A 21114-nucleotide genomic window follows, 5' to 3' on the forward strand; every position below is an offset into this window, starting at 1 on the left:
TGTCCAGCGTGTGGAGGCCGCAGAGCTTCATGTCTGGCGCCGCCTCCATCAGCGCCTCGAAGACATGGGCGGTCTGGTCGGCAGAGACGTAAAGCTCCCACCCAAGCTCGCCCACGTAAGTGACGCGATGGGCGCGGGCGAGACCCATGCCGACCTCGATTTCCCGCATCATGCCAAAGGGATGTGCGGCATTGCTGAAGTCGTTGGGCGAGACGCGGGAGAGGAGGTCGCGCGACTTCGGCCCCATGACGCAGAGGACCGAATCGGCGGCGGTTACATCGGTGATCACTGCGAAGTCGTCGCCCAGATGATCGCGCATCCAGGCGAGGTTCCGTTGCAGGGTCGCGCCAGGGACGACCAGAAGGTAGGCGGTCTCGGACAGCCGGGTGACGGTAAGGTCGGCCTCTATCCCCCCGCGTTCATTGAGGAACATCGTGTAGACGATCTTGCCCGCATCGACATCCATCTGCGCCGAGCAGATGCGGTTAAGGAAGGCGCAGGCATCGCGACCCTCGATCCTGATCTTCCCGAACGAGGTCATGTCGAAGAGGCCGACACCGGTGCGAACGGCCATATGCTCGGCCTTCTGGTTGTCAAACCAGTTCTGCCGCTTCCAGGAATAGCGGTATTCGCGTTCCTGCCCTTCATTCGCGAACCAGTTCGCGCGTTCCCAGCCTGCGACCTCGCCGAAGACCGCCCCGCGCGCCTTCAGGTGTTCGTGGATCGGCGAGCGACGCACCCCGCGCGAGGTGGCGACCTGACGGTATGGGAAATGGTCTGCATAGAGGAGGCCGAGGGTCTCGGTCACCCGCTCCTTCAGATAGCGGCGGTTCTTCTGGAAGGGCTGGGCGCGGCGGATGTCGACCTCCCAGAGGTCGAAAGGGGCCTCGCCTTCGGTGATCCAGTGCGCCAGCGCCTGCCCCGCGCCACCGGAAGAAACGATGCCGATGGAGTTATACCCGGCCGCGATCCAGTAGCCTTTCACTTCCGGAGCCTCACCCAGATAGTAGCGGTCATCGGGGGTAAAGCTCTCCGGCCCGTTGAAGAAGGTGTGGATACCGGCAGTTTCAAACAAAGGCATCCGGTTGGTGGCCATTTCGAGGATGGGCATGAAATGCTCCCAATCCTCGGGCAAGGTGTCGAACTCGAAGTCCTTGCGGATCCCGTCCATGCCCCAGGGTTTGGCCACGGGCTCGAAGGCGCCAAGCATCATCTTGCCGGCGTCCTGCTTGTAATAGGCGCATTCGTCGGGGACGCGCAGGACGGGGAGGTTCAGGTCGATCCCCGCGACGGGTTCGGTGATCAGGTAGAAATGCTCGCAGGCATGCAGCGGCAGGGTGACGCCGTTCTGCGCCGCAAGGTCCCTGCCCCACATGCCGCCGCAGTTGACGATGATGTCGGCGTCGATGTGGCCGGGGCCTTCGGCGGTCTCGTAGTCGACGCCGGTGACGCGGCCATTGGCGGTGGTGACGCGGGTGACGTTGGTCATCTCGTGTATCGTCGCGCCCTTCATCCGCGCGCCCTTGGCCAGCGCCATGGCGATGTTGGCCGGGTCGCATTGGCCGTCCAAAGGCAGGGCGACCGCGCCGACAACGCCGTCGATGTTCAGGTGCGGGTACTTCGCTTTCGCCTCTAGCGGCGAGATCTCATGAACTTCCACGTCGAAGATGCGGGCAACGGTGGCTTGCCGCAGCAGTTCTTCATGCCGCTCCTTGGTCAGCGCGACCGAAATCGAGCCCACCTGCTTCATGCCGGTGGCAACCCCGGTTTCGGCCTCCAACCCCCGGTAAAGATCGGCCGAGTACTTGGCGAGGCGGGTCATGTTGGCCGAGCCGCGAAGCTGGCCGATAAGCCCCGCCGCGTGCCAGGTGGTGCCGGAGGTAAGCTTCCGGCGTTCCAGAAGCACGACGTCGGTCCACCCCGCCTTGGCCAGGTGATAGGCCACCGAACAGCCGGAAATCCCGCCCCCGATCACCACTGCCCGCGCAGATTTCGGCACCTCGACCATGATCTTTCTCTTCTCCAAACATCCTCCGGGGGTCCGGGGGTGGAAAACCCCCGGGGTCGGTCACATGCGGATGCGTTCGTTCTTCGCATCCCAAAGCGGCTCGTCCGCCATCACTTTCGCGGGGTAGCGCTGGCCGAATATCTCCACTTCGACCCTCTGCCCTGGCTGGTTGAGCTCGACCTTCAGCATCCCAAGCCCGATGCAGGCATCGACCCGGTGGCCCCAGTAGCCGGAGGTCAACTCGCCCACCACCTGTCCGTCATGCCAGATCGTGGACATGTACGGCGGGTCGTGCTCGGCGGCCTCGATGACGAGGGTGGCGAAGCGCTTCGTCACCCCCCGCTGCTTTTCAGCCTCAAGCGCGGCCTTGCCCCGGAAGGCGGGCCTGGTCCAGTCGACAAAGCGGTCAAGCCCGCCCTGCAGCACGGTGTAGTCGGTGGAAAGGTCGCCCTTCCAGGTACGGTAGCCCTTCTCGACGCGCAGCGAGTTCAGGGCGAACATGCCGAAGGGTTTCAGGCCCAAGGGAGTTCCGGCCGCCATCACCGCATCCCAGACGGCGGGGGTATCGGTCAGACGGGAGTGAAGCTCCCAACCAAGCTCGCCCGCAAAGGAGACACGCATCAGCCTGACCTCGCGGCCTCCGATCCGGGCGCTCTGGTGGGTCAGCCAGCCTTTGGTCAGGTCAGCCTCGGTGCCAGCGGCCAGCAGAACCTCACGCGCCTTCGGGCCGGTAAGGATCTGGCAGGACCAGTCCGCGCTTTCGTCGGTGAGGCTGAGCCCCGGCGCGAGGTGGCGTTCCAGCCAGCCCCGGTCGTGAAGCTGCGCGGTGGCGGCGGTGATGAGCAGGATCTTGTCTTCAGCGATCCGGGCCACCGACATCTCAGTCACGATCCGGCCCTTGTCGTCGGCGAAATAGGCGAGGCCCAAACGGCCGACCGACGGCAGCTTGCCGGTGATCTGAGCCGACAGCCACTCGGCTGCCCCCGCCCCGGTCAGCCGGAACCGGCTGAACCCCGGCAAGTCCAGCATACCGCAGGCGTCACGCACCGCAGCACATTCCGCCTTGACCGCCCCAAACCACGGCCCCTCACGCCGCCAGGTTCGCTGCGCCTCTTCCGAGGTGTCATCCCCCGGCCGCGCATACCACAAAGCGCGCTCATAGCCGTTGTAAGGCCCGAACTGCGCCCCCAACGCCGCGGTGCGGTCATGCACAGCGGACAGGCGCTTCATCCGGCCTTCGGGCCAGGCGTGGTGCGGGAAATGCATGGCGTATTCGTGGCCGTAGACTTCCAGGCCCTTCTTCACGCAGTAGTCGTGATCCTCCCACCCGGTGAAGCGGCGCGGATCGCAGGACCACATGTCCCACTCAGTCGCCCCTTCCGTCATCCATTCCGCCAGCACCTTGCCCGCCCCGCCCGCCTGGCAGATGCCGAAGGTGAAGACGCAAGCCTCAAAGGCGTTCGGCACGCCCGGCATCGGGCCGATCAACGGGTTGCCATCCGGGGTATAGGGGATCGGACCGTTGATCACTCTGGTCAGGTTCGCCTCTGCCAGAAGCGGCACGCGGGCCATCGCGTCGTTGATGTACCATTCCAGCCGGTCCAGATCGTCCGGGAACAGCTGGAAGCTGAAGTCCTCGGGCATCGGATCGTCCGGCGTCGCCCAATGTGCGCGGCATGGGTTTTCGTAAGGCCCCAGGTTGAAGCCCATCTTTTCCTGCCGCAGGTAGTAGGACGAATCCACATCACGCAGAAGCGGCAGCTTCTTGCCTTCGGACTTCGACCAGCTCTCAAGCTCGGGAATGGTGTCGAATAGCATATACTGGTGGCTCATCACCATCATCGGCACCCGGCGGCCGAAAAGCGCCCCAACCTCGGCCGCATAGTAACCGCCCGCGTTCACCACATATTCAGCGCGGACCTCGCCCTTGGGCGTCGAGAGTATCCACTCCGCCCCGGTCCAGCGCGCCGCCGTCACCGGACAGAACCGCTCGATCCGCGCACCCATCTGGCGGGCACCCGTCGCCAGCGCCTGGGTCAGCTGTGCCGGGTCGATGTCACCGTCATAGGGGTCGTACAATGCCCCCGTCAGGTCATGGGTTTCGACAAAGGGGTAGCGCGACCTGATCTCCGACGGCGGCAGGACCTCAAGGTCCATCCCCTGATACCGCCCCATCCCTGCGACGCGCTTGAATTCCAGCAGCCGCTCGTCCGAATGCCCCAGCCGCACCGATCCGGTGACATGGTAGTTCATCGGATAGTTCACGGCCTCCCCAAGGCCCCGGTAAAGCCCGGCCGAATAGCGCTGCATGTTCATGATCGACCAGGAAGACGAGAAGGTCGGCACGTTCCCCGCCGCATGCCAGGTCGACCCTGCGGTCAGCTCATTCTTTTCCAGCAGGAGACAATCGGTCCACCCGGCCTTGGCCAGATGGTACAGCGAGGACACCCCGACAGCCCCCCCGCCGATGATCACCACCCACGCCGACGCAAATTCCGCCATGACCGCCTCCCCGTTCCGCGCGCCACTATCCCGCGCAACGCGACGGCTTTCAATTCGGCAGCGGACCGGGTATTGATCGAGAAACCCGATCAGATCATTCTTTGTCCCCAAATATCCTCGGGGGTCCGGGGGCAGACAGCCCCCGGGGCCCGCCACAGGCGCAGCCCATGCAAATCGAACTCCTCGACACCTTCCTCGACCTCGCCGAAACCCGAAGCTTCCACCGCAGCTCCGAACGGCTGGGGGTCACGCAATCCACCGTCTCGGCCCGGGTGGCGGCGCTGGAGCAGGCGGTCGGCAGCCGCCTCTTCGACCGCTCGCGCGCGGGCACTGACCTTACACCCGAGGGCAAGCGCTTCGAGCCGCATGCAAGGACGCTCCGCCACGAATGGAACGAGGCGCGGCGGCGGATCCAGATCCCTTACGGCGCAGCGCAGCTTCTAAGGCTCGGCATCCAGAACGACCTCGCGGCAATGTACCTCGGCGACTGGGTGGCCGAGTTCCGCGCGGCCCTGCCCTCGACGGCCTTCTACATCGAGCCCGACTATTCCAACCAGATGTGTGCGGACCTTTTGACCGGTATCCTCGACTTCGCGGTGATGTTTTCCCCGAAACCCCACCCCGACCTCCACTTCGACAGCGTCGGCGATGTCACCTACCGGATGGTCTCGACCGAAACCCCCCTGCTCGCCGAAGTGCGCCCGGAACGTTTCGTCTTCGCGCACTTTTCTCCAGCCTTCGAGGAGATGCATCGCCAGCTGACCCCCGAGCTCGCGGCGTCGCCAGTCTCGGTCGGCCAGTCGGGGGCGGTGGTCTCGCTCCTCATGGCGATGGGCGGGTCCGGCTACGTGCTGGAAAAGACCGCCGATCAGCTGGTTGCCGACGGCCGGTTCATGCCGGTTGAGGATGCGCCCGACCTTCGTCAGCCGGTCTATGCCGCGATCCATATCCGGCATCGCACTCAGCCTCTGCACCGCAAGCTGACGCAGCTTGTGGCGCGGCATTTCGGCTAAGCCGCTGCGATAGAAGCACACGCCAAGGCGCAGATTTTTCGCAGAAAAATCGTGAGTCGCCTTATCAGCGCTAGAATGTCATCTGCACCCTGTGCCCCGGTGCATGCGCCAGCCGGACAAGGGTCACCGGCCCGACAGTCCCATGGGTCGTCCGTTCCGCCACGAGAAGCGCTGCGCTGAGGGGAACACCCAGCACCTCCGCCTCCCGCGCGTTGGCCCCTTCGGCGATGAAGGCGATGTCACCCGACACAAGGCTCACATGGGTCACGAGCCATTCGTTGGCGCTGACCTTCGCAAAGTCCGGCGCCGGATCGGGAAGGCACGCCGGGTTCAGCCAGCGGGTCTCGAAAACGAAGGGCCTGCCCCCCGCGAGGTGCAGCGTTTCGAGGTAGCGCAAGGCCGTACCCTCGGGCAGACCAAGCCGTGCGGTCACCGGCACCGGTGCGGCCCCCCTCCGGTCCGCAAGCAACTCGAAGCCGTAAGGCAGCCCCCGGCCCAGGACATCCAGCCGGATCACCGGGATCTCCAGCCGCGCGCGACGCACCGGAAGCTCCGCCACCCGCGTCCCGGCGCGTTTCTTGCGCTCTATCACCCCCGCCTCGGCCAGATCGCGCATCGCCCGGTTGACAGTGGCCCGCGCCACCCCGAACTCCTCGGCCAAAGCCTCCTCACCAGGGATCAGCGCCCCTGGAGCCCAGTCCCGCGCCCGGATGCGACGCAGGACCTCGGCCCTTATATCCTCCCAGCCCTGCATCAGATGGCCTCGCGCAAGCGACGTATCGTAGCGCGGAACCGCGCAGCCACCCGGTCCCGCACGATATGGCGCCCCCCGCGCACGATATGCCGCCCCGCCGACCAAAGATCGGTCACAAGGCCATCGCGGCCCGCGAAGAGGAACGCATCGAGCAGTCCATCCCCCGCAAATCCCTCCAACCGCACATCGCCCCTATCAAGCGCCAGAAGATCAGCCCACATACCCGGCGCAATCGCGCCCGACGCCCGCCCCGCCGCCTGCGCCCCGCCTTTGGCCGCACTCTCCCACAGAAGCCGCCCCGTAGACTTCCCCTCGTCCGCCATAACCGCGCGGGCCTTCCGTTGAAGCCGCTGGTAATACTCCAGAAGCCGCAGCTCCTCCGCCAGCGAGATGCGGACATTGCTATCCGTCCCCACTCCAAAGGCCCCGCCCGCGCCCAGCCACCCCGGCCCATCGAAAACCCCGTCCCCCAAGTTCGCCTCGGTCATCGGGCAAAGCCCCGCGACCACCCCGGTCCGCGCGAGGGCCATTGTTTCGCCAGGTGTCATCTGCGTCGCATGGATCATGCACCAGCGCCGGTCCAACGGCAGATTGGCCACCGCCCACTCCACCGGCCGGGTGCCCCAGGTGGCCTCGACCTCGGTCACCTCCGCCACCTGCTCGGCGATGTGCATGTGGATGGGACCGTCCGACAGCAGGTCAACCACCCGCCCCAGCGTCCCGCGGCTGACCGCCCGCAACGAATGCGGCGCGATGCCAAGGGCCGCATCCGGCATTCCGGCCATAGACCGCCCGGCTCCCTCCAGAACCCGCGCATAGACCTCGGGCACGGACCCGAACCGCAACTGCCCGCCCGCCAGCGCCCGGCCGTCGACCCCGCCCTGCTCATAGATCACCGGCAGATGCGTCAACCCCAGGCCAGTCTCCACCGACGCCGCAACGATCCGGGCCGACATCTCCGCCGGATCGCTATAGGTCCCGCCGCCCGCCGGGTGGTGGAGATAGTGGAACTCACACACAGCGGCAAAGCCACTTTCGGCCATCTCCACCATCGCCTGCGCCGCGATCGCCCCGACATCCTCCGGCGAGAGCCGCTCCAGAAACCGGTACATCAGCGCCCGCCAGGTCCAGAAGCTGTCCTGCCCCACCGTCCGCGCCTCGGTCATGCCCGCCATCGCCCGCTGGAAGGTGTGGGAATGCAGGTTCACCGGCGCTGGCAGAAGACAGCCGAACGCCTCACCTTCCCGCGCCGCGCCGGGCGTGACTTCGGCGATCTTGCCGTCATCGATCCGGATCACGACATCCCTGGCCCAGCCATCGGGCAAGAGGGCGGTTTCAGCGAAGAGGATCATGGCGGCTCGCTTGACAGTAATTATGTCTAGACATATTAGCTTTTACACCACCCATAAGGCAAGCCGGATGCTCCTGACCCACGCAACCCTTGCGACGATGACCGCCGGATACGGGCTGATCCGCGATGCCGCCGTAGCATTGGACGGCGACCGGATCGCCTGGACCGGGCCGATGGCCGACCTGCCCGCCGAGCACAGCGGCCAAACCACGCTCAACGTCCAGGGCCGCCTGATCACCCCCGGCCTGATCGACTGCCACACGCATGCCGTTCATGCTGGTCACCGCGCGGCCGAGTTCGAGATGCGCCTTCAAGGCGCAAGCTACGAAGAGATCGCCCGGTCCGGAGGCGGTATCCTCTCCACCGTCACCGCGACCCGAGCTGCCAGCGAAGCCGAGCTCCTTGCCTTTGCCCTGACCCGCATCGACCAGTTGATGGCAAGCGGGGTCACGACCGTCGAGGTAAAGTCCGGCTATGGTCTGACCGTTGAGGACGAGCTGAAGATGCTCCGCGCCGCCCGCCGCATCCCGGACCGCAAGCCCATCAACGTCCTGACGACGCACCTGGCCGCCCACGCCATTCCGCCGGAATACAAAGGCAAGCCCAAGGCTTACATCTCTGAAGTCGCAATCCCCTCGCTGCGGACAGGCCAGGCCGAAGGCCTGATCGACGCCGTCGACGCATTCTGCGAGACCATCGCCTTCTCAACCGAAGACCTCGCGCCCCTCTTCGCCGAAGCACGCGCACTTGGCCTGCCCGTCAAGCTTCACGCCGAACAGCTCTCCGACCAGGGCGGTGCCGCCTTCGCCGCCCGGCATGGCGCCCTTTCCGCCGACCACCTCGAATACCTCTCGCCCGAGGGCATTGCCGCGATGGCCGCCACTGGGACCGTGGCCGTGATCCTTCCCGGCGCCTTCTACACGCTGCGCGAGACCCAGCTTCCCCCCATCGCCGCCCTCCGCGCCGCAGGCGTGCCGATGGCCGTTGCGACCGACCTCAACCCCGGCTCCTCGCCGCTGGCCTCGCTGACCCTGGCGATGAACATGGCCTGCACGCTTTTCCGCCTGACGCCGGAAGAAGCGCTTCTCGGCACCACAGCCCATGCCGCCCGCGCGCTCGGGCTTAAGGACCGGGGCCGCATCGCCCCGTCTTTGCGTGCCGACCTCTGCATCTGGGACGCCGACCATCCGGCCGAACTCAGCTACCGCATCGGTGCCACCCCGCTTCACGCCCGCATTTTCGGAGGCCTCCTTGTCGCCTGAAATCCTGATCCCCGGGCATGTCACCCTTGCGCAGCTGGAGCGGATCTGGCGGTTGCAACTCCCTGCCCGATTGGACGATAGCGCCCGCCCCGCCATCGAACGCGCCGCCAGCCATATCGCAGTGGCGGCGAACGGTGGCACCGCGGTCTATGGGGTCAACACCGGCTTTGGCAAGCTCGCAAACATGAAGATTGCGACGGAAGATACTGCACAACTTCAGAAAAATCTGATCCTAAGTCATTCCTGCGGCGTCGGTGACCCGATGCCCAGGGATGTCGCCCGGCTGATGATGGTGCTGAAGCTTCTGTCACTTGGCCGGGGCGCCTCGGGGGTGCGGCTTGAGATCGTCGACCTGATCGAGGCGATGCTGGCCCAGGACGTCACCCCAGTCATCCCAGAACAAGGCTCGGTCGGGGCGTCGGGTGATCTTGCGCCGCTTGCCCACATGACTGCCGTGATGATCGGGCACGGCGAGGCGATAGTCGACAGGCAGGTGAGGTCCGGCGCGGAAGCGCTTGCCCTGAAAGGGCTTTCGCCGATCACGCTTGGCGCCAAGGAAGGCCTGGCGCTGATCAATGGCACCCAGTTCTCCACCGCCTACGCGCTGGCGGGCCTCTTCCAGGGTTGGCAAGCGGCGCGTGAGGCGCTGGTCATCTCGGCCCTCTCGACCGACGCGATCATGGGCTCGACCGCGCCCCTGGAACCCGAAATCCATGCGCTTCGCGGTCATCCCGGCCAGATCGACGCGGCGGCAGCGATGCGCGCACTTCTTCTCGGCAGCGAAATCCGAGAAAGCCACCGCGACGGCGATGCGCGTGTCCAGGACCCCTACTGCATCCGGTGCCAGCCGCAGGTCACGGGTGCGGCGATGGACGTGTTGCGCATGGCCGCACGCACGCTGGAGGTCGAGGCGAATGCCGCAACCGATAACCCGCTCGTGCTGTCAGACGGCCAGATCGTGTCGGGGGGCAACTTCCACGCCGAGCCCGTTGGTTTCGCCGCTGACATGATCGCAATGGCCCTGGCCGAAATCGGCGCCATCGCGCAGCGAAGGGTGGCGCTGATGGTCGATCCGACGCTGAGTTTCGACCTCCCGGCATTCCTGACGCCAAAGCCCGGCCTGAACTCCGGCTTCATGATCGCGGAAGTCACGACCGCCGCCCTGATGAGCGAAAACAAGCACCTGGCGCATCCGACGGTGATCGACAGCACGCCCACGTCTGCCAATCAGGAGGACCACGTCAGTATGGCCGCCCACGGCGCGCGGCGGCTGCGGCAGATGGTGAAGAACCTGAACGTCATCCTCGGCGTCGAGGCGATGTGCGCCACCCAGGGCGTCGAGTTTCGCGCACCGCTGAAGACGTCCGTCCCGCTGCAGGCGGCCATCTGCGCCCTCCGCGCCCATATCCACGCGCTGGAGGACGACCGCTACCTCGCCCCCGATATCGCCCGCGCCGCAGCGCTCGTCGCCGAAGGCACGCTCTCGAACGCCACCGGAACCCACCTGCCCAGCCTCACACCCTGACATTCTTTGTCCACAAATATCCTCTGGGGGTCCGGGGGGCGAAGCGCCCCCGGGGCCTCCACCCGCAAAGGAGCCTGTCATGACGAACCCCCGCCACAACCTGCGCGACGTCTACCCCCCGACCGGTCCCGAGAAGACCGCGAAGACCTGGGGGGCCGAGGCCGCGATGAGGATGCTAATGAACAACCTGCATCCCGAGGTCGCCGAAAACCCGCATGAGCTCGTTGTCTACGGTGGTATCGGACGGGCGGCGCGGACGTGGGAGGATTTCGACCGGATCGTCGCCACGCTGAAGACCCTGGAACCGGATGAGACGCTGGTCGTCCAGTCGGGCAGACCGGTCGCAGTGGTTCGCACCCATGCGGATGCCCCCCGCGTGCTGATCGCGAACTCGAACCTTGTGCCGCATTGGGCGACCTGGGCGCATTTCAACGAGCTCGACCGCAAGGGACTGATGATGTACGGCCAGATGACTGCGGGTTCCTGGATTTACATTGGAACTCAAGGCATTGTGCAAGGAACCTACGAGACCTTTGCCGAGGCCGGGCGGCAGCACTACGGCGGCTCGCTGCAGGGTCGCTGGATCCTGACCGGGGGCCTCGGCGGCATGGGCGGGGCGCAGCCCCTGGCGGCGGTGATGGCGGGGGCGTGCTGTCTGGCCGTCGAGGTCGATGAGACCCGCATCGATTTCCGTCTGCGCACCCGCTACGTCGATGCAAAGGCCCGCACGCTGGACGAGGCCCTCACACTGATCGCCGACTGGACCTCGCGGGGCGAGGCGAAGTCGGTCGGGCTTCTGGGGAATGCAGCCGAGGTGTTCCCCGAGCTTCTCGCCCGGATGAAGGCCGGCGGCCGTCGCCCCGACATCGTGACCGACCAGACCTCCGCCCATGACCCCCTGCACGGCTACTGCCCGCTTGGCTGGTCCGTCGCGGACTGGCGGGCGAAGCAGGAGACCGACCCTACCGCGGTCGAGGCGGCGGCAAGGCAGTCGATGCGGACCCATGTCGAGGCGATGGTGGGGTTCTGGAATGCGGGGGTCCCGACGCTCGACTACGGGAACAACATCCGGCAGGTGGCGAAGGATGAGGGCTTCGAGAACGCCTTCGCTTTCCCGGGCTTTGTCCCGGCCTACATCCGCCCACTCTTCTGCAAGGGGATCGGTCCCTTCCGCTGGTGTGCCCTTTCAGGCGACCCGGAGGATATCCGCAAGACCGACGCCGCGATGAAGCGGCTGTTCCCGGAAAACGCCCACCTCCACCGCTGGCTTGACATGGCGGGCGAGCGGATCGCGTTTCAGGGGCTGCCCGCCCGCATCTGCTGGATCGGGCTGGGGGATCGGCACCGGGCGGGGCTGATGTTCAACGAGATGGTGGCGTCGGGAGAGCTGAAGGCGCCGATCGTGATCGGGCGGGATCATCTGGATGCGGGGTCGGTCGCCTCGCCGAACCGTGAGACCGAGGCGATGAAGGACGGGTCGGATGCGGTTTCGGACTGGCCGCTTCTGAATGCTCTCGTGAATACGGCGTCGGGGGCGACCTGGGTTTCGATCCATCATGGCGGGGGGGTCGGCATGGGGTTCAGCCAGCATGCCGGGGTGGTGATCGTCGCGGACGGGACGCCGGAGGCCGCAAAGAGGCTGGAGCGGGTCTTGTGGAACGACCCGGCATCGGGGGTCTGGAGGCATGCGGATGCGGGGTATGAGACGGCCCTGGACTGCGCGAAGGAGCATGGGTTGCGGCTGCCGGGGATACTCGGGAACTGAAAGAGTGTGCACAGTGCCCAGACTTTTCGAGACAACAAAATCAATAGGTTGTTTGGGGGTGATTCAGGAAGTGTTAAGATTTCGGGCGCTGGATTGAGCCGCAAATGCCTGGCGTCGAACTTACCGTTCTTGCGCTGGTGAAACTGGGTTGAGAGCTTTGCCCACTGCTGACCGCGCCTTGCAGATGGGACGAGCCGCACGAAAGAGCGGTGCGCTGTAGCACACCCTACTCGGCGGGCCGAATGGGCATTTTGCGGGTCAAGCGGTCATCGGCGTGGCACCAGCGGGGCTGGTCGGCGCCAGTCCTCCGTCATGTCTTCAAGATCAGCCGATGCAGCACCCGGATGTTATCAAGCCGCTGTTGTCGTGAAGATGAGACTGCGCCGGAGTACTCGCCCAACCATGCCGAATAGGCGACCCTCGCGCGGCTGTCCGCTTCGGACTGCCCGATCCCGATCTGAACCAGCAGCGTTGCGATATAGTCGATGCGCCTGGCGTCCACGATCCGCAGGGTCTCACGCGCGGTCGCGTTCTCGCTGGCCCAGGCACGGATGCCCATTTCCAGAGCACCGTCATCACTTGCGCAGGTTTCAAAGAGGCGCAGGAGCTTTGCCTCCGGGCCGCCGCCCAGCCGTTCGTTTTGCGCGATCGTGTCTTCGGTGTTCAATTCGTGCCAGCGGTCAAGAACCGCGCGCAGAAGATCGGCGCGATCCTTGAAGTGCCAGTAGAAGCTGCCCCTGGTCACGCCCAGTTTCTTGGCAAGAGGATCGACGGAAACCGCGCCAACGCCTTTGGCTTCAAAGAGGTTGTATGCCTCTTTGACCCAGTCCGTGCGGCTAAGGCGGCCAGGTTCTGCTTCTTCCATACACCCTGTATTGACTCGCCCGCAGTGCCATGCAAGAACTTTGTCCATACACCATGTATGGAGAACGCAGGATGACCCATCAGCCTGAAGCGGCCTTGCCGCGGACACCGGTCGAAAGACAGAACGCCGAGACGGTCCTGAAGATGTTCGGCGAAGGGTGGGGCACGTCGCCCGGATGGCAGAACGTTTGGCGCGCGCATGCCGACAGCGACATGGTCGCCTATTTCAACGGCGAGGCCGAACCTTCCAGGGGACTGCAACAGTTCCTGTTGTTTCAGGAAGGGCTTTTCGCCGGATTTCCGACGATAGAAACCACCGTGACGGATGTGACTGTGGAAACGGACACCGTGATCGTGCAGTCCCTGCTGGAAGGCACACATGACGGTGAGTTTCTGGGCATTCCGGCCAGCGGCGCGCGGGTTCAAGTGCCCGACGTCACGGTATTCCGCCTGAAGCACGGCAGGATCGTCGAGGTTCGCTACTTCACCGACCTCTTGGCCGTGATGACGGCTATCGGTGGCCTTTCCTTGCTGAGTGCATGACCGGTCAATTGCCCCGCCAGAGAGAGGTGGTCACCTCTCCTGGGCCCCCTTCCCCGCAAGGATCTTGTCCCGCGATCTCTCGATGCGGGCCAGCCTGGTGGCGGAGGTCTTCGCGTCGCTCAGAAGGATGACATAGCTTTTCTGCCGACCGGGGGTGAGGGCGTGGAAGGCCTCGGCCAGTTCGGGGTCGGCGTCGAGGACCTCGACCAGTTCCGACGGCAGCTCAAGCTCGGCGGGTTCCTTTGGTGGCAGGATGCCTGCTTCGGCGTAAGCCATCGCCTCGGCCAGATAGGCGCGGATCAGGGGTTCCATGGCCTTGGGCGCGGCGTTGTCGGTGAAGCGGAGGCAGTCGGGGTGGCGGGTGTTCGGGCCCTGTTTCTCCAGCACGCCCTCGGGGTCTTTGAGGAGGGCCGCGTTCATGAAGGTAAGGCGGAAGTCACCGCGGAAGGCTCCGAAAATCGCGACGTTGCGGTCTGCGTGCATGTAGCAGGGATGGCCCCATTTTGCGGTCTCGGTCAGGCCAGCTTCGCGCAGGATGCGGCGGAGGGTGAGAAGGCCTTCCAGCCAGAAGCGTGTCGAGCAATCGGCGGTCGCGAAGCGGGCGCAGCGACCGCAGCCCTTGGCGAAGAAGTCTTCGACATCGGTGATCATGACGGGGGTCACGTTGGACATCAGTCGTTGGGATCGACCGTCAGACAGCCATCCTGCGGGTTGAAGTTGTCTTCACGATAGGTGCTGGACATGACCGCATCCCCTTCGAAACTGGCGCAGACAGAGAACTTGCGTCCGGACTTGTATTCGAAGCGATAAGGCTCGTCGGTCAGCGGATCAAGCGGCGCGGCCTTGCTTGCGCCCGAACAGGGCAAGGGCTCGGTCAGACGTTCGGGCAAGGCGGCAAGCTGAGCCGCGTCGAAATTGTCGAAGCAGCGCGCAAGTGTCGACAAATCGCTCATCCGCTCGGCGTTGCGGCGTTCGAGCCGACCTTGGGCGGGACTGCCAACCACCCAGAAGCCCACCGAGATGAAGACGACGGCCAGACCGGCAAGGCCGAAAACGGGGAGCTCGTTCCGGCTTTCCGGGTTTTCCGATGCGCGCCAGTAGTAGGTGATCACCAGCCCCAATGTGACGAGAACGAGCAGCGCTTTCAGGCCGAACTGCAGCGTGAGGTCGCCATTCAGAAATCTGTAGAGGGTGGTCACCAGGTTGCCGACCAGACCCAGGACGGCAAAGAACAGCATGATGTAGCCGAACCATTTGCGCAGGGCCGACCGCCGCTGCGCCGGATCGGCAATGGCCAGTTTCGTCTGCCGCCGGTTCAGCCACAGGAAGACCGGAAAGACCACCAAAAGGAGCGCGATCGACCATCGCATCCACCTGAAGGCGTAGGCCGGTATGGGCTCGTCTGGCTCGGGTTCGAAAAACCAGAGGTCGATCAGGGAAAAGCCGAGGTCGTTGATCTTGTAGATGATGGCGGCCAGAAGCGTGAAGAGCAGGCCATAGATGAAAGCGTCCTGGGCCGAGACGGTGCTGCGCGGGCGTGGTACCGGTGGGTCGAAGCCGCTGTCAGACCAGGCGTTCTGGGCACGCTCGATCTCGGTTTCGTGCCAGCCCGCGGTGCTGAGGGCGGCGGATATCTCGTCGCGTTTGCGCCCACTGGCGAGCGCCTTGCCAACGAATTCGGCGAGTTGTTCGGAGGGCTTCATCGCGGGTCTCCCTTGCGGTTGAGGCAGGACGGAGTACGCAAGGGAAGTATGGTCGCACTGACTTGGCGGGTCAGGTCAGGTATACCCGACCGCCGCTACAAGATACGCGGGTTCTTTCCGCCCTCCCGCCAGATCGGGTTCGACCAGGCGCGTTTGCCAGCGGCGTCGATCACCGCGACGCGGACCCAAGGGGAGTTGTTGAGGCGGTTGAGCGGCACTTCGGCGCGGGTCATTGACTGGCCGTGGACGGCCTTGGCTCCGGTGCCGTGGCCGATGGCGATGGCCGATACGACGGCGGAGCTTTCGATCACCACGTGTTCGCCGTCGAGATAGACATCGCGAAGCTCCGGGCCTTGTGTGGAGTAGAAGGCGCCCTCTTTCAGGGCGGCGAGGAGGGCTTCGGGGGTGTTCTCTTCGGCCTTCACCATCACCCAGCCGCCGAAATGGTCGGGTTCATGGAAATGCGCGTCGTCGGTGGCGACAAGGGTCAGGTGGCGGCCTTCGGTCAGGAGGAGGTCGGCGATGGCGAAACCGTCGGGGCGGTCGCAGCCGGTGGCGCAGCCGTGGTTGTAGATCTCGACCGCGTGGGCGGCTTCGATCGTGCGGGCGTCGGCGAGGGTGAGGCCGGACCATTGCGGATGGGCGATGGCGACGAAGGCCCCGGCGGCGACGGCGCGGGCGGCGAGTTCGGGGGCGGTTTCCTGGCCGGGTTTGGGGAGGAAATCGGGGCTGTCGGAGGGGGCGAAGTCGGCGGGGAGGCCGACGGCGAGGATGTGCCAGAGCTCGCCGTTCGCCATGGCGCCAGAGTGAAGCTCGGCCCCTAGGATGGTGGTGAAGCTGTTGGTGCGGAAGGGGACGGTGTCGACGATGGGGTAGCCGTAGCTTCCGATGAAATGGTCGGTGAGGGCCAGGAAGTCGTAGCCTTCGGCGCGGTAGCGGCGGCAGACCTCCTCAGGCGCCAGCACGCCGTCCGAGCGGGTGGAATGGGTGTGCAGGTTCCCGCGCCAGAAGCGGCCGGGGGCAGTGAAGGCGGAAGAGCGGATCATGGGCGAGGGTTCCTTTGGCGCGGGCTTGGCGGAGGTGTCCTGGCATACTGGCAGCAATGCCCTGCAACGCTGTAACAGGGCTGCGAAAGATCGATATGCGGGCAGACTCCGGCTTCTTGGGCGGAACCTTGCCCGGACGGGGCGTTGCGGGCAAGTGGGCGTCGAATGTGCAGGTGTGCCCTGCTATCATCCTTCAATCCTCGGTTGCTTGGAGTAGGCCCATGTCGCTCGACAGATTCAATCCGGTTCCTGACAGTGCTGCGCCGACGTCTGCCGACCGCAGGATTGCCGAAACGATGACCGGCCAAGCCGAAGCGGCGGCGGCGGTGCTGAAGGCGATGAGCCATGAAGGACGGCTGATGATCCTTTGCCATCTGGCGGGGGGCGAGAAATCCGTCACCGAACTTGAGGGGCTTCTGGGCCGGAGGCAGGCGGCGGTAAGCCAGCAGTTGGCGCGGCTGCGGCTTGAGGGCCTGGTCACGACCCGGCGCGAGGGGAAGACGATCTATTACGCGGTCGAGAACACCCGGGTGCTGGCTTTCGTGCGCGCCTTGCCGGCGCTGGTTTCGGGCTGAGGTTCAGCCCCGCCCGATATAGGGCATGTCGCGGGCCATGATCGTCACGAAGGGCGTGTTCACGTCCAAAGGCAGGCTTGCCATGTGCAGGACCATGCGCGCGACGTGATCCACATCCATGACCGGTTCGACCCTGACCTCGCCATTGGCCTGGGGAACGCCTTTGGTGAAGCGCGCGGCCATGTCGGTCAGCGCGTTGCCGATGTCGATCTGGGCGCAGGCGATGTCGAAGGCGCGGCCATCCAGGGCCAGGGTCCGGGTCAGGCCGGTGACGGCGTGTTTCGACATGGTGTAGGGCGCGCTGCCGGGGCGCGGGACGTGGGCCGAGATCGAGCCGTTGTTGATGATGCGCCCTCCCCTGGGGGACTGGCGGCGCATGAGGCCGAAGGCGGCGCGGGCGCAGAGGAACATGCCGGTGATGTTGGTGCGGCTGAGTTCAAGCCATGTGTCGACCGGGATTTCGTCGATGGGGGCTGCGGGGGCGGAAATCCCGGCGTTGTTGAACAGGACGTCGAGGCGGGGGAGTTCGGCGAAGGCGGCTTCGACCTGGACCGGGTCGCCCACATCGGCGGTAAGAAATCGGGCGGGCTGGCCGGCGGCGGTTTCCTCCAGCGTCTCCCGGCGGCGACCGAGGAGGGTGACGTCCCAACCCTCGGCCAGGAAAGCGCGGGCGGTGGCGCGGCCGATACCGGAACCGGCGCCGGTGATGAGGATGGAGAGGGTCATGGTGCCTCGGACAGGAAGTGGTACTTGAGAAGCCAGAGCGAGACCCTGGCCACGACGGTGGGCGGAAGCCGAGTTGCAGCGGCGATCTCGGCCTCAGTCGCGCCCTTCGCCCCGGTCGCCGCATAGGCGGCGAGGATCGCTTCGATCCGGGCGGGGTCTTCCAGCAGCCGGCGGCGGGCGGCGTAGTTGCGCAAGCCGAACGTGTCGCGCGGGCCGGGGCGCGGGCCGATGTCGACAGCGAAGAGGCGGCGGTCGGCGCTGGCGCGGGTGGTCGGGTAGTCGGCGAACATCTCTTCCGGCGCGGGGCCGACCGGGATGATGGCGCCGTCGCGGGGCGCGATCGCGGGGCCAGCCTTGGTGCGGGCGTGGGCGAGCATAGCCGCCTGCTCGGACCAGAGCGCCTGCATCTGTGGAATGACCACACGCCAGTCGTAAAGCGCCTGGGCCCGCGCCCGCGCCTTGGCACCCATCCGGGCACGCAGGTCGGGGTCGGTGGATAGTATCACCAGGGCGCGGGTCAGGGCGCGGACATCGAGCGTGGTCATCGCGGAGAGCTGGCTCAGGTACTGGATGTAGCCATCCGTGCCGCCGAGGTAGCGGAGGCTCACGTAGGTCGAAATGCCTGCGCGGGGCATTTCGGTCGGGATCCGGAAGCCCACCTCGGGCGTGACGGTGTCCTTCATGCCGTCCCAGTCCGAGACGATGACGGGGAGGCCCGCGGCCATCGCCTCGATCGGTGCGAGGCCGAAGGTTTCCTGCAGGTTGTCCACCGGGAAGACGAACATGTCGCCGCCCGAAAGCGTTGCCTTCCGTTCGTCGGCATTGCCACCGTCAAGGAGGTGATAGCCGCAGGAGGGCATGAGTGCCGCGGCGGCTTTGGCGAAGACGTCCTGCCACAGCTCTTCACGGAACTGGCCGCAGAGGATGAGGTGAAGCTTGCCGCCGCCGAAAGCCCGGACCTCGGCTGCGGCAAGCTCCATGGCGATGAAAAGCGGCAGGGGGTCGAACTTTTCATCCGGTGTCAGCCGCGCGATGGTGACTGCGGCGATATCCTGCGGCCCGATACCCAGGCGTTTGCGGAGGGCCTTGCCCAGGGCCGGGTCCGGGCGGAAGTCGTCGCAGGTGATGCCAAGGGGGATGACCGGCAGAAGCGGCCGTGCGGGAAGGGTCGCGCCGGGAAAGCGCTGTGCCAGGTGAAACTCACCCAGTTCCATCAGGCGCCGAAGCGAGGCCTGGACCGCGTTCGAGGTGCAGATCACCGCGTCCCAGGGCATCTGCGGCGCCGAGCGCAGGTCGAAGGCCGACTGCATGACGTTCTTGGTGGCGGTCGTATGGGTGATCCCGCAGAGCGCCCAGGCCGCGGCACCGTGGGGAGCGCGCCGCCAGCATTCCGCGGGTGGGAAGGGTGCGGGATAGTAGACGACCTCCACCGGTTTCATCGCGGCTGGGGTGTCAAGCCGGACCGGGCGGAGGGGCTTTGTCACTCCGTTAGCGCGGGCGATATCGGCGAAGGCCGTGTGGTCGGACTGCGCGTGTGCGAGTGAGACGAATTCGGGCACCTCGGCATGGGCAAAGAAGCCGCGCAGGAAGCTTTCCCCGGCGACCCGGCGCCCGTTGATGCCCTTTTTCGCCGGGTCATAGCCGTCAGCGGTGAACCAGATCGCGGCATTGGTCGCGGATGTCTTCGGGGGCATCTGGGCAGGTCCAATTGGAAGGCCGGGACGGCGTCTGCCCGGTCGATTGCCTGTCATGGGTAGTGGCTGGCCCGGCGTTCGGCAAGTTCGATCAGGCGGGCCGCGTCAGGATCACTCGGCGCAGGAAGGCCAAAAGGAAGAGCCCGGTCAGGATCAGGACGACCGTCGGCGCGGGGGCGCTGTCGAGATGGAAGCTTGCCCAGATGCCGGTCAGCATGGCGAAAAGGCAGACGGTCGTTGCAGTGATCAGCATGGTGCCAAAGCTGCGGGCGATCAGGAAAGCGATGGCTCCGGGGGCGATGAGAAGGCCGATGGCGAGGATCAGGCCGACCGAGGACAGCGTGGCGACGATGGTAAGCGAGAGGATGGCAAGCAGGCCGTAGTGGAGGATGCCGGTGCGGAGGCCCGACACTTGCGCCTGGGCGGGGTCAAAGGCGTGGAGCATCAAGTCGCGCCACTTGACCGCGAGGACCAGCGTGACGGGGATCGCGATGGCTGCGGCGGTGATCAGGTCGCCCTGCCCTACCCCCAGCATGTTGCCGAAGAGGATGTGGTCAAGGTGGAGGTCGGTCGGGAAGGCGGTGATGAGGACGATCCCAAGCGCGAACATCGCCGAGAAGACCACGCCCATGACCGCGTCGCGTTTGATCCGGCTGTTCTCGGCCAGATATCCGGTCAGAAGAGCTGCCCCGAGGCCCGCGATGAAGGCCCCGAGGAGGAGCGGCAGGCCTGCCATGTAGGCAAGGACGATGCCGGGGAGGACGGCATGGCTGACGGCGTCTCCCATCAGCGCCCAGCCTTTCAGGACGAGAAAACAGGAGAGCAGCGCTGTGGGTGGCGCAATGATCAGCGCGATCAGGAACGCGTTCTGCATGAACGGGAACTGGAAGGGCTGGAGGAGCGCGTCGATCATGCCTGGCGTGCCCGCGCTTTGGCGGCGAGGAGGCCGTGTTTCGGGGCGAAGACGAAGGCGAGCGCGAAGAGGGTCGTCTGGAGGAGGACGATGACGCCGCCGGTGGCTCCGTCGAGGAAGTAGCTGAGATAGGCGCCGGTGAAGCCGGTCACGGCACCGATCCCGGCGGCAAGTGCCAGGAGACGGGGGAAGCGGTCGGTGAGGAGGTAGGCGGTGGCGCCGGGGGTCACGACCATGGCGACGACGAGGAAGGCCCCCACGGTCTGCATCGCAGCGACGGTGCAGGCGGAGAGGAGGGTGAAGAAGATGCCCTTCAGGAGGTCGGGGTTGAGGCCGATAGTGCGGGCATGGGCCTCGTCGAAGAAGGTGACCATGAGGTCTTTCCACAAGATCAGGAGGATGGCGGCAGAGATGCCTCCGATCAGGACGAGCTGCAGGGTGTCTTCGGGGGAGATGGCAAGAATGTTGCCCATGGTGATGGTCTGGATCGAGACCGAGGTGGGGTAGATCGAGATGAGGAAGAGGCCGAGGCCGAAGAAGCTCGTGAAGATAAGGCCGATGACGGTGTCGGTCTTGAGGCCGGTGCGGGAGGACAGGAACAGCATCGCGGCGGCGGCGAGGCCTCCGGAAAGGAACGCGCCGAGGGCGAAGGGGAGGCCGAGGATGCAGGCTCCGGCCACGCCGGGGACGACGGAATGGGAAAGCGCATCGCCGATGAGGGACCAGCCTTTCAGCATGAGGTACGCCGAGAGGAAACCGCAGACCCCGCCGACGAGCGCCGAGACCCACATGGCGTTGGTCATGTAGCTGTAGGCGAAGGGTTCAAGCATGGCGAGCCCCTTCGAAATGGAACGCAGCCCCCCCACCCCG

18 protein-coding genes are annotated in these 21114 nt (G+C 65.7%); 6 read left to right on the top strand and 12 right to left on the bottom strand.

The annotated features are described in order from the left end of the window. On the bottom strand, positions 1–2008 hold a 2008-nt coding region (locus ACRCSW_RS13880), incomplete at its 3' end, for a GcvT family protein (RefSeq protein WP_438705996.1). 60 nt (positions 2009–2068) lie between these two features. Beyond that, positions 2069–4510 carry a GcvT family protein gene (locus ACRCSW_RS13885; RefSeq protein ID WP_438705974.1) on the bottom strand — a complete coding sequence of 814 codons (2442 nt, stop codon included), beginning with the start codon at positions 4508–4510 and terminating at the stop codon, positions 2069–2071. A 167-nt stretch (positions 4511–4677) separates the two neighbouring features. Here ACRCSW_RS13885 and ACRCSW_RS13890 point away from each other — a divergent pair, with 167 nt between their 5' ends. Continuing rightward, positions 4678–5523: a LysR family transcriptional regulator gene (locus ACRCSW_RS13890; RefSeq protein WP_438705975.1), complete on the top strand. Its 846-nt coding sequence runs from the start codon at positions 4678–4680 to the stop codon at positions 5521–5523. 70 nt (positions 5524–5593) lie between these two features. Here the strand turns inward: ACRCSW_RS13890 and ACRCSW_RS13895 are convergent, their stop codons facing one another. Both ACRCSW_RS13895 and ACRCSW_RS13900 read right to left on the bottom strand, forming a co-directional pair. After that, on the bottom strand, positions 5594–6277 hold the full coding sequence (locus ACRCSW_RS13895; RefSeq protein WP_438705977.1) for a GntR family transcriptional regulator: 684 nt from the start codon (positions 6275–6277) through the stop codon (positions 5594–5596). Beyond that, complete coding sequence (locus ACRCSW_RS13900; protein WP_438705979.1) at positions 6277–7629, bottom strand: formimidoylglutamate deiminase; 1353 nt, start codon at positions 7627–7629, stop codon at positions 6277–6279. The genes ACRCSW_RS13895 and ACRCSW_RS13900 overlap by 1 nt, the downstream gene beginning before the upstream one ends. Positions 7630–7696: 67 nt before the next feature. On the opposite strand from ACRCSW_RS13900, the gene hutI reads away from it, so the two are divergent. From hutI to hutU, 3 genes are all read left to right on the top strand, one after another. Then, positions 7697–8890: an imidazolonepropionase gene (hutI, locus tag ACRCSW_RS13905; protein ID WP_438705981.1), complete on the top strand. Its 1194-nt coding sequence runs from the start codon at positions 7697–7699 to the stop codon at positions 8888–8890. Beyond that, complete coding sequence (gene hutH / locus ACRCSW_RS13910; RefSeq protein WP_438705982.1) at positions 8880–10415, top strand: histidine ammonia-lyase; 1536 nt, start codon at positions 8880–8882, stop codon at positions 10413–10415. Before hutI ends, hutH begins: the two co-directional genes overlap by 11 nt. 79 nt (positions 10416–10494) lie before the next feature. Continuing rightward, positions 10495–12180, top strand: a complete 1686-nt coding sequence (gene hutU, locus ACRCSW_RS13915; protein WP_438705984.1) for a urocanate hydratase — start codon at positions 10495–10497, stop codon at positions 12178–12180. A 310-nt stretch (positions 12181–12490) separates the two neighbouring features. Here the strand turns inward: hutU and ACRCSW_RS13920 are convergent, their stop codons facing one another. Next, positions 12491–13045, bottom strand: a complete 555-nt coding sequence (locus tag ACRCSW_RS13920) for a TetR/AcrR family transcriptional regulator (RefSeq protein WP_438705985.1) — start codon at positions 13043–13045, stop codon at positions 12491–12493. 71 nt (positions 13046–13116) lie between these two features. On the opposite strand from ACRCSW_RS13920, the gene ACRCSW_RS13925 reads away from it, so the two are divergent. Continuing rightward, the gene (locus ACRCSW_RS13925; protein ID WP_438705986.1) at positions 13117–13587 is read left to right on the top strand and encodes an ester cyclase; all 471 of its coding nucleotides are present in this window, start codon (positions 13117–13119) and stop codon (positions 13585–13587) included. A gap of 30 nt (positions 13588–13617) precedes the next feature. Here ACRCSW_RS13925 and ACRCSW_RS13930 read toward each other — a convergent pair whose 3' ends face one another. From ACRCSW_RS13930 to ACRCSW_RS13940, 3 genes are all read right to left on the bottom strand, one after another. Continuing rightward, positions 13618–14238 carry a YdeI/OmpD-associated family protein gene (locus ACRCSW_RS13930; protein ID WP_438705998.1) on the bottom strand — a complete coding sequence of 207 codons (621 nt, stop codon included), beginning with the start codon at positions 14236–14238 and terminating at the stop codon, positions 13618–13620. A gap of 20 nt (positions 14239–14258) precedes the next feature. Further along, a complete protein-coding gene (locus tag ACRCSW_RS13935; RefSeq protein WP_438705987.1) occupies positions 14259–15290 on the bottom strand; it encodes a DUF5671 domain-containing protein in 1032 nt (343 codons plus the stop codon). 95 nt (positions 15291–15385) lie between these two features. Further along, a complete protein-coding gene (locus tag ACRCSW_RS13940; RefSeq protein WP_438705989.1) occupies positions 15386–16336 on the bottom strand; it encodes a CehA/McbA family metallohydrolase in 951 nt (316 codons plus the stop codon). 221 nt (positions 16337–16557) lie between these two features. Here ACRCSW_RS13940 and ACRCSW_RS13945 point away from each other — a divergent pair, with 221 nt between their 5' ends. Then, complete coding sequence (locus tag ACRCSW_RS13945; RefSeq protein WP_438705990.1) at positions 16558–16911, top strand: ArsR/SmtB family transcription factor; 354 nt, start codon at positions 16558–16560, stop codon at positions 16909–16911. Between the two features lie 3 nt (positions 16912–16914). Here ACRCSW_RS13945 and ACRCSW_RS13950 read toward each other — a convergent pair whose 3' ends face one another. The 4 genes from ACRCSW_RS13950 to ACRCSW_RS13965 all read right to left on the bottom strand — a co-directional run bounded on the left by ACRCSW_RS13950 (position 16915) and on the right by ACRCSW_RS13965 (position 21074). Next, the gene (locus ACRCSW_RS13950) at positions 16915–17637 is read right to left on the bottom strand and encodes an SDR family oxidoreductase (protein WP_438705991.1); all 723 of its coding nucleotides are present in this window, start codon (positions 17635–17637) and stop codon (positions 16915–16917) included. Beyond that, positions 17634–19331 carry a glycosyltransferase family 4 protein gene (locus tag ACRCSW_RS13955; RefSeq protein WP_438705992.1) on the bottom strand — a complete coding sequence of 566 codons (1698 nt, stop codon included), beginning with the start codon at positions 19329–19331 and terminating at the stop codon, positions 17634–17636. The genes ACRCSW_RS13950 and ACRCSW_RS13955 overlap by 4 nt, the downstream gene beginning before the upstream one ends. Before the next feature lie 91 nt (positions 19332–19422). Beyond that, positions 19423–20244: a metal ABC transporter permease gene (locus ACRCSW_RS13960; protein WP_438705994.1), complete on the bottom strand. Its 822-nt coding sequence runs from the start codon at positions 20242–20244 to the stop codon at positions 19423–19425. After that, positions 20241–21074, bottom strand: coding sequence for a metal ABC transporter permease (locus ACRCSW_RS13965; RefSeq protein WP_438706000.1), 834 nt, complete (start codon positions 21072–21074; stop codon positions 20241–20243). Before ACRCSW_RS13965 ends, ACRCSW_RS13960 begins: the two co-directional genes overlap by 4 nt. Positions 21075–21114: the final 40 nt, after the last annotated feature.

The sequence above is a fragment of the Tabrizicola sp. genome, assembly GCF_051645465.1.
In the GTDB taxonomy this organism is placed as follows: domain Bacteria; phylum Pseudomonadota; class Alphaproteobacteria; order Rhodobacterales; family Rhodobacteraceae; genus Tabrizicola.